Source organism: Pseudomonas sp. NPDC098740 (assembly GCF_044760065.1).
Taxonomy (GTDB): Bacteria; Pseudomonadota; Gammaproteobacteria; order Pseudomonadales; family Pseudomonadaceae; genus Aquipseudomonas; species Aquipseudomonas rossensis.
The window spans coordinates 1-8,837 of the sequence record NZ_JBIWAM010000031.1 but is presented as its reverse complement, the minus strand read 5'-3'; the positions used below and the strand labels follow the sequence as shown (position 1 = coordinate 8,837).

The window sequence follows — 8,837 nt, the reverse complement described above, 5'->3', positions numbered from 1 at the left end:
CTCACCGAACTCCCTTACCAGCTGAACAAGGCTCGTCTGATCGAGAAGATCGCCGAGCTGGTAAAAGAGAAGAAGCTCGAAGGCATCACCGAACTGCGCGACGAGTCCGACAAGGACGGTATGCGCGTTGTGATCGAGCTGCGTCGAGGCGAAGTGCCTGAGGTGATCCTCAACAACCTCTACGCCCAGACCCAGCTGCAAGCGGTGTTCGGTATCAACATCGTCGCGCTGATCGACGGCCGTCCGCGGATCCTGAACCTCAAGGACCTGCTGGAAGCCTTCGTTCGTCACCGTCGCGAAGTCGTTACCCGCCGCACCGTGTTCGAACTGCGTAAAGCGCGCGAACGTGGCCACATTCTGGAAGGTCAAGCGGTTGCCCTGTCGAACATCGACCCGGTCATCGCCCTGATCAAGGCTTCGCCAACGCCGTCGGAAGCCAAGGAAGCGCTGATCAAGACTGCGTGGGAATCTTCCGCCGTGGTCGCGATGGTTGAGCGTGCCGGTGCCGACTCGTGCCGTCCAGAGACCCTGGACCCGCAATACGGTCTGCGTGAAGGCAAGTACTTCCTGTCGCCAGAGCAGGCGCAAGCCATTCTGGAACTGCGTCTGCACCGCCTGACCGGCCTGGAACACGAAAAGCTGCTGGCCGAGTATCAAGAGATCCTCAACCAGATCGGCGAGCTGATCCGCATCCTCAGCAGCGCCACGCGCCTGATGGAAGTGATCCGCGAAGAGCTGGAAGTGATCCGCGCCGAATACGGCGACGTGCGCCGCACCGAGATTCTCGATGCCCGTCTCGACCTGACCCTGGGTGACATGATCCCGGAAGAAGAACGCGTCGTGACCATTTCCCACGGTGGCTACGCCAAGACCCAGCCATTGGCTGCGTACCAGGCTCAGCGTCGTGGCGGTAAAGGCAAATCGGCTACTGGCGTGAAGGATGAGGACTACATCGCTCACCTGCTGGTCGCCAACAGCCACACCACGCTGCTGCTGTTCTCCAGCAAAGGCAAAGTGTACTGGCTGAAAACCTACGAAATCCCGGAAGCTTCCCGCGCTGCCCGTGGTCGTCCGCTGGTCAACCTGCTGCCGCTGGACAGTGATGAATACATCACCACCATGTTGCCGGTCGACGAATACACCGAAGGTCACTTCATCTTCATGGCCACTGCCAAAGGCACCGTGAAGAAGACCCCGCTGGAATCCTTCAGCCGTCAACGCAGCGTCGGTCTGATCGCGCTGGAGCTGGATGAAGGTGACGTACTGATTTCTGCCGCCATTACCGATGGCGAACGCGAAGTCATGCTGTTCTCCGACGGCGGCAAGGTCACTCGCTTCAAGGAAACCGACGTACGCGCCATGGGCCGTACCGCTCGCGGTGTCCGCGGCATGCGTCTGCCGGAAGGCCAGAAGCTGATTTCCATGCTGATCCCGGAAGAAGGCAGCCAGATCCTCACCGCTTCGGCCCGTGGTTTCGGCAAGCGCACGGCGATCACCGAGTTCCCTGAGTACAAACGTGGTGGTCAGGGCGTTATCGCCATGGTCAGCAACGACCGTAACGGCCGTCTGGTCGGTGCAGTCCAGGTGCTCGACGGTGAGGAAATCATGCTGATTTCCGACCAGGGCACCTTGGTGCGTACTCGTGTCGACGAAGTCTCCAGTCTGGGTCGTAACACCCAGGGCGTGACCCTCATCAAACTGGCCAGCGATGAAACGCTGGTAGGTCTGGAGCGGGTTCAGGAACCGTCGGAAGTCGAAGGGGAAGAGCTGGAAGAAGGTGAAGAGGGTGCAGTGTTCGACGGTGAAGTCGTGATCGACGACGTTGTCGAAGACCAGCAACTCGACGCCGCAGCCGACGAAGAACCGCAGGAGTAAGCGGACAGACAGGGGGCGGATGAGAATTCGCCCCCTTGTTGTTTGTCCCTGTTGAAAATATCGACACCCACGAAGATCCTGTGTGAAAGGGCTTTTGTGGGAGCCGGGCTTGCCCGCGATGCAGGCGCTGCGGTGTGTCTTGTGCACCGCGGTGATGCAATCGCAGGCAAGCCAGCTCCCACAAAAGCTTGTTCCAAATAAGGTCTGTGTCGCTGATTATTTATTGCGTGATTACCACCAAATCAGAGCGAGATTGGATGTGAGCAAGAGAGCCTATAACTTCTGTGCCGGTCCTGCGGCACTTCCCGAAGCTGTCCTGCAGCGCGCCCAGGGTGAACTCCTTGATTGGCACGGCAAGGGCCTGTCGGTCATGGAAATGAGCCATCGCAGTGATGAGTTCGTGTCCATCGCCACCAAGGCCGAGCAGGATCTGCGTGATCTGCTGAATATCCCCTCGAACTACAAAGTGCTGTTTCTGCAAGGTGGCGCCAGCCAGCAATTTGCTCAGATTCCTCTGAACCTGTTGCCGGAAAGCGGCACCGCCGACTATATCGACACCGGTATCTGGTCGCAGAAAGCCATCGAAGAAGCCTCGCGTTACGGCCACGTCAACGTTGCCGCGACTGCCAAGCCTTACGACTATTTCGCTATTCCCGGCCAGAACGAATGGAACCTGTCCAAAGACGCGGCCTACGTTCACTACGCGCCGAACGAAACCATTGGCGGCCTGGAGTTCCAGTGGATCCCGGAAACCGGTGATGTCCCTCTGGTCGCCGACATGTCCTCGGACATTCTTTCGCGTCCGATGGATGTCTCACGCTTCGGCATGATCTACGCCGGTGCCCAGAAAAACATCGGCCCGAGTGGCATCGTCGTCAACATCGTTCGCGAAGACCTGCTGGGTCACGCCCGTTCCCTGTGCCCGACCATGCTCAACTACAAGGTCGCGGCCGACAACGGCTCGATGTACAACACCCCGCCAACCCTGGCCTGGTACCTCTCGGGTCTGGTATTCGAGTGGCTGAAAGAGCAGGGTGGTGTTGAAGCCATCGGCAAGCTCAACGAAGTGAAACAGCGCACGCTGTACGACTTCATCGACGCCAGCGGCTTGTACAGCAACCCGATCAACAAATCGGATCGCTCGTGGATGAACGTGCCGTTCCGCCTGGCTGACGACCGACTCGACAAGCCATTCCTGACCGGTGCCGAAGAGCGTGGCCTGTTGAACCTCAAGGGTCACCGTTCCGTGGGTGGCATGCGTGCCTCCATCTATAACGCCGTCGACATCGTTGCGGTCAACGCACTGATTTCGTACATGGCAGAGTTCGAGAAGGAACACGGCTAATGTCTGAGCAAGAACTCAAGGCACTGCGCCTGCGCATTGATGCCCTGGACGAGAAAGTCCTGGAGCTGATCAGTGAGCGCGCACGCTGCGCCCAGGAAGTTGCGCGAGTAAAGATGGCCTCGCTGGCCGAAGGCGAAGTGCCGGTGTTCTATCGTCCTGAGCGTGAAGCTCAGGTGCTCAAGCGTGTCATGGAGCGCAACCAGGGGCCGCTGGGCAACGAAGAGATGGCGCGGTTGTTCCGCGAAATCATGTCCTCGTGCCTGGCCCTCGAGCAGCCGCTGAAAGTGGCATACCTCGGCCCTGAAGGCACCTTCACCCAAGCGGCGGCCATGAAGCACTTCGGCCACGCGGTGATCAGCAAGCCGATGGCTGCGATCGACGAAGTGTTCCGTGAAGTGGCGGCCGGTGCGGTGAACTTTGGCGTGGTCCCGGTGGAAAACTCTACCGAGGGCGCGGTCAACCACACCCTCGACAGCTTCCTCGAACACGACATGGTGATCTGTGGCGAAGTCGAGTTGCGGATTCACCACCACCTGTTGGTCGGTGAAAACACCAAGACCGACAGCATCAGCCGCATCTATTCCCACGCCCAGTCCCTGGCCCAGTGCCGCAAGTGGCTGGACGCCCATTACCCGAATGTCGAGCGCGTGGCAGTGTCCAGCAACGCCGAAGCGGCCAAACGGGTTAAGGGTGAGTGGAACTCGGCGGCAATTGCCGGCGACATGGCCGCAGGCTTGTACGGGTTGACCCGTCTGGCCGAGAAAATCGAGGATCGTCCGGACAACTCCACGCGGTTCCTGATGATCGGCAGCCAGGAAGTGCCGCCGACTGGCGACGACAAGACTTCGATCATCGTCTCCATGAGCAACAAGCCCGGCGCTCTTCACGAGTTGCTGGTGCCGTTCCATGACAACGGCATCGACCTGACGCGAATCGAGACGCGTCCTTCGCGCAGCGGTAAATGGACCTACGTGTTCTTCATCGACTTCGTCGGCCACCACCGCGACCCACTGGTCAAAGGTGTGTTGGAAAAGATCAGTCAGGAAGCAGTGGCACTCAAAGTGCTGGGTTCCTACCCGAAAGCAGTTCTCTAAGGGCGGTAGCAAATGAGTGGTGACTTCCTCGCTCTGGCACAGCCGGGCGTGCAACAACTTTCGCCTTACGTTCCGGGCAAGCCCGTGGACGAACTGGCGCGCGAGCTGAACATCGATCCGGCCAGCATCGTCAAACTGGCCAGCAACGAAAACCCGTTGGGCGCCAGCCCCAAGGCTCTGGCGGCGATTCGCGAAGAATTGGCCGAGCTGACCCGTTATCCGGACGGCAACGGTTTTGCGCTCAAGACCTTGCTGGCCGATCAGTGCCGCGTCGAGCTCAATCAGGTGACGCTGGGCAACGGTTCCAACGACATTCTGGAACTGGTCGCCCGTGCCTATCTGGCGCCGGGTCTGAACGCCGTGTTCAGCGAGCACGCGTTTGCGGTCTATCCGATCGTCACCCAAGCCGTTGGCGCCCAGGCCAAAGTGATCCCGGCCAAAGACTGGGGTCATGATCTGTCGGCCATGCTGGCCGCGATCGATGCTGATACCCGCGTGGTGTTCATCGCCAACCCGAACAACCCGACCGGGACCTGGTTCGGCGCCGAGGCGCTGGACGAATTCCTGCAGGACGTACCAGAACACGTGCTGGTCGTGCTGGACGAGGCCTACATCGAATACGCCGAAGGCAGCGACTTGCCGGATGGCCTGGACTATCTGGCGGCTTACCCAAACCTGCTGGTTTCGCGCACGTTCTCCAAGGCCTACGGTTTGGCGTCATTGCGGGTCGGTTATGGCTTGTCCACTGCGGTGGTGGCGGATGTACTGAACCGTGTGCGTCAGCCGTTCAACGTTAACAGCCTGGCCCTGGCCGCTGCGTGCGCTGCGCTGCAAGACACCGATTACCTGGCTGAAAGCCGTCGCCTGAACGAGTCTGGCATGCAGCAGCTGGAAGCGGGTTTCCGTGAGCTGGGGTTGATCTGGATTCCGTCCAAGGGCAACTTCATCTGCGTCGATCTGGGCCGTGTTGCGGCGCCGGTCTTCCAAGGCTTGCTGCGCGAAGGCGTGATCGTACGTCCGGTGGCCAATTACGGCATGCCGAACCACTTGCGCATCACCATCGGTTTGCCGGCGGAGAACAGCCGCTTCCTCGAAGCGCTGACCAAGGTTCTGGCTCGTGGTTGATGTCACTGCACTGCAATCTGCTGAACCTATGATCGGTCGCCTGGTGGTGGTCGGTCTGGGGCTGATCGGCGGTTCGTTTGCCAAGGGTTTGCGTGAAAGCGGCCTGTGCCGCGAAGTGGTCGGGGTCGATCTCGACCCGCAGTCGCGCAAACTGGCGGTTGAGTTGGGTGTGGTGGATCGCTGCGAAGAAGACCTGGCCGCTGCATGCCAGGGCGCCGACGTGATTCAGCTGGCCGTACCGATCCTCGCCATGGAAAAAATGCTCGGCCAATTGGCCGGCATGGACCTGGGGCAAACAATTCTGACCGACGTTGGCAGCGCCAAAGGCAATGTGGTGCGGGCGGCAACCGAAGCGTTTGGCGGCATGCCGGCGCGTTTCGTGCCGGGGCATCCGATTGCCGGTTCCGAGCAGAGCGGGGTGGAAGCCTCCAATGCCGAACTGTTCCGTCGCCATAAAGTGATTCTGACGCCGCTGGATCAAACCGATCCGGCAGCCCTGGCAGTGGTCGACCGGTTGTGGCGCGAATTGGGCGCCGATGTCGAGCACATGCAGGTCGAGCGTCATGACGAAGTGTTGGCGGCGACCAGCCATTTGCCGCACTTGTTGGCGTTCGGTTTGGTCGATTCGTTGGCCAAGCGCAATGAAAACCTTGAGATCTTCCGTTACGCTGCGGGCGGTTTCCGCGATTTCACAAGAATCGCGGGTAGCGACCCGGTCATGTGGCACGACATCTTCCTCGCCAACCGCGAAGCTGTCCTGCGCACACTCGATACATTTCGCAGCGACCTCGACGCCTTGCGCGACGCGGTCGATGCAGGGGATGGGCACCAATTGTTGGGCGTATTCACTCGCGCCCGGGTTGCCCGCGAACATTTCAGTAAAATCCTGGCCCGCCGGGCTTATGTGGACGCTATGAATTCCAACGACCTGATTTTCCTGGCACAACCTGGTGGCCGCCTGACTGGGCGGATTCGAGTACCGGGCGACAAATCGATTTCCCACCGTTCGATCATGCTCGGCTCCCTGGCTGAAGGTGTCACCGAAGTGGAAGGTTTCCTCGAGGGCGAAGACGCCCTGGCAACCTTGCAAGCCTTCCGCGACATGGGCGTCGTGATCGAAGGTCCGCACCACGGTCGCGTGACCATTCACGGCGTCGGCCTGCATGGCTTGAAGCCCGCGCCGGGCCCGATCTACCTGGGCAACTCCGGCACTTCGATGCGTCTGCTGTCTGGCCTGTTGGCTGCGCAGAACTTCGACAGCACGCTGACGGGCGATGCTTCGCTGTCCAAGCGTCCGATGAATCGCGTGGCCAATCCGCTGCGTGAAATGGGCGCCGTGATTGAGACTGCTGCTGAAGGTCGTCCGCCGATGACCATTCGCGGCGGCAACAAGCTCAAAGGCCTGACCTACACCATGCCGATGGCCAGTGCCCAGGTTAAATCCTGCCTGCTGCTGGCGGGTTTGTACGCCGAAGGCAAGACCACAGTCACCGAGCCGGCTCCAACCCGGGACCACACCGAGCGCATGCTGCGTGGCTTCGGCTACCCGGTTTCCGTCAACGGGGCGACCGCGTCGGTCGAGTCCGGCCACAAGCTTACCGCGACCCACATTGAAGTGCCGGGCGACATCTCGTCTTCCGCGTTCTTCCTGGTGGCCGCATCGATCGCCGAAGGTTCGGAGCTGGTGCTCGAACACGTCGGCATCAACCCGACCCGTACCGGCGTGATCGACATTCTGCGTCTGATGGGCGCTGATATCACCCTGGAAAACCAGCGTGAAGTCGGCGGTGAGCCGGTGGCGGACCTGCGCGTACGTGCAGCTAAACTCAAAGGTATCGAGATTCCCGAAGCGCTGGTTCCGCTGGCCATCGACGAATTCCCGGTGCTGTTCGTGGCCGCGGCCTGTGCCGAAGGGCGCACCATCCTACGCGGCGCCGAAGAGCTGCGGGTTAAAGAGTCGGACCGGATTCAGGTCATGGCGGATGGCTTGCTGGCGCTGGGCGTCAAATGCGAACCGACCCCGGACGGCATCATCATCGACGGCGGCCAGATCGGCGGCGGCGAAGTGCACGGTCACGGCGATCACCGGATTGCCATGGCCTTCAGCGTGGCTTCGCTGCGCGCCACTGCGCCGATCCGCATCCATGATTGCGCCAACGTCGCGACGTCGTTCCCGAACTTCCTCGCGCTGTGCGCGCAGGTCGGTATCCGTGTTGCACAAGAGGCTCAGTCGTGATTATCAAGCCACCGGTCATCACCATCGACGGGCCTAGCGGTTCGGGCAAAGGCACTATTGCCGGGATTCTGGCCAAGCGCCTGGGCTGGTGCCTGCTGGATTCCGGTGCGCTGTACCGTCTGCTGGCCTTCGCCGCGCGTAATCATGGCGTCGATCTGACCAATGAAGAGTCGCTGAAGCTGCTGGCCGCTCATCTGGACGTGCAGTTCGTCGGTGCGACCGAAGGTCATCCGCAGCGGATCATTCTCGAAGGTGACGATGTCACTGATGATTTGCGCAACGAACAAGTTGGCGCCTGGGCTTCCCAGGTCGCCGCTCTGCCGGCGGTGCGTGATGCGCTGCTCCAGCGCCAGCGGGCGTTTCAGGAGGCTCCGGGTCTGGTGGCCGATGGTCGCGACATGGGCACGGTGGTTTTCCCGGATGCACCGCTGAAGATATTCCTCACTGCCAGTGCCGAGGAGCGTGCGCGCCGTCGATACTTGCAGTTGAAGGGCAAAGTCGATGGTGTTAGTCTGTCGAGTCTGCTAGATGAGATACGTGTCCGCGATGAGCGTGACACCCAGCGAGCGGTAGCCCCGCTCAAGCCGGCGGCTGACGCCATACAGCTGGATTCCACGGAATTATCCATCGATCAGGTGCTGGAACGCATCATGAGCGAGATCGCACTCCGCGATATTGCCGGGTGACCAAGAAACACCCTGGGGGACCAGTCATAGTCCTGTGGTGTTTCTTTAAATGAACGTAACCCACGTCGTCTGGGATGTGGAGATGGGCGTATTCTTCGCCCTTATACTCAGGAATTAAAATGAGCGAAAGCTTTGCGGAACTCTTTGAAGAAAGCCTAAAAACCCTGAACCTTCAGGCAGGCTCCATCATCACCGGTGTTATCGTTGATATCGATTACCAAGCTCGCTGGGTAACCGTTCACGCTGGCCTGAAGTCTGAAGCACTCATCCCGCTTGAGCAGTTCTACAACGATGCTGGCGAACTGACTATCAACGTCGGTGACGAAGTTCACGTTGCGCTGGACTCGGTTGAAGACGGCTTTGGTGAAACCAAGCTGTCCCGTGAAAAAGCCAAGCGCGCTGAATGCTGGATTGTTCTGGAAGCAGCCTTCGCAGCCGAAGAAGTTGTCAAGGGCGTTATCAACGGTAAGGTTAAA

The 8,837-nt window shown here is 60.1% G+C and carries 7 protein-coding genes; all 7 read left to right on the top strand.

Annotation, left to right across the window (positions count from 1 at the left end):
- The coding region (locus ACIQU2_RS25800; RefSeq protein ID WP_403144950.1) for a DNA gyrase C-terminal beta-propeller domain-containing protein at positions 1 to 1,875 on the top strand (1,875 nt) is incomplete at its 5' end.
- Between the two features lie 259 nt (positions 1,876 to 2,134).
- A complete protein-coding gene (serC, locus tag ACIQU2_RS25795; protein ID WP_403144948.1) occupies positions 2,135 to 3,220 on the top strand; it encodes a 3-phosphoserine/phosphohydroxythreonine transaminase in 1,086 nt (361 codons plus the stop codon).
- Positions 3,220 to 4,314 carry a prephenate dehydratase gene (pheA, locus tag ACIQU2_RS25790; protein ID WP_007899727.1) on the top strand — a complete coding sequence of 365 codons (1,095 nt, stop codon included), beginning with the start codon at positions 3,220 to 3,222 and terminating at the stop codon, positions 4,312 to 4,314. The genes serC and pheA overlap by 1 nt, the downstream gene beginning before the upstream one ends.
- 12 nt (positions 4,315 to 4,326) lie before the next feature.
- Positions 4,327 to 5,439, top strand: coding sequence for a histidinol-phosphate transaminase (gene hisC / locus ACIQU2_RS25785; protein ID WP_403144945.1), 1,113 nt, complete (start codon positions 4,327 to 4,329; stop codon positions 5,437 to 5,439).
- Positions 5,440 to 5,467: 28 nt separating this feature from the next.
- Positions 5,468 to 7,675 carry a bifunctional prephenate dehydrogenase/3-phosphoshikimate 1-carboxyvinyltransferase gene (locus ACIQU2_RS25780; RefSeq protein ID WP_403145021.1) on the top strand — a complete coding sequence of 736 codons (2,208 nt, stop codon included), beginning with the start codon at positions 5,468 to 5,470 and terminating at the stop codon, positions 7,673 to 7,675.
- Complete coding sequence (cmk, locus tag ACIQU2_RS25775) at positions 7,672 to 8,361, top strand: (d)CMP kinase (RefSeq protein WP_129442406.1); 690 nt, start codon at positions 7,672 to 7,674, stop codon at positions 8,359 to 8,361. The genes ACIQU2_RS25780 and cmk overlap by 4 nt, the downstream gene beginning before the upstream one ends.
- Positions 8,362 to 8,480: 119 nt before the next feature.
- Positions 8,481 to 8,837 (top strand): S1 RNA-binding domain-containing protein (locus tag ACIQU2_RS25770; protein ID WP_403144944.1); only part of this gene is annotated, 357 nt, incomplete at its 3' end.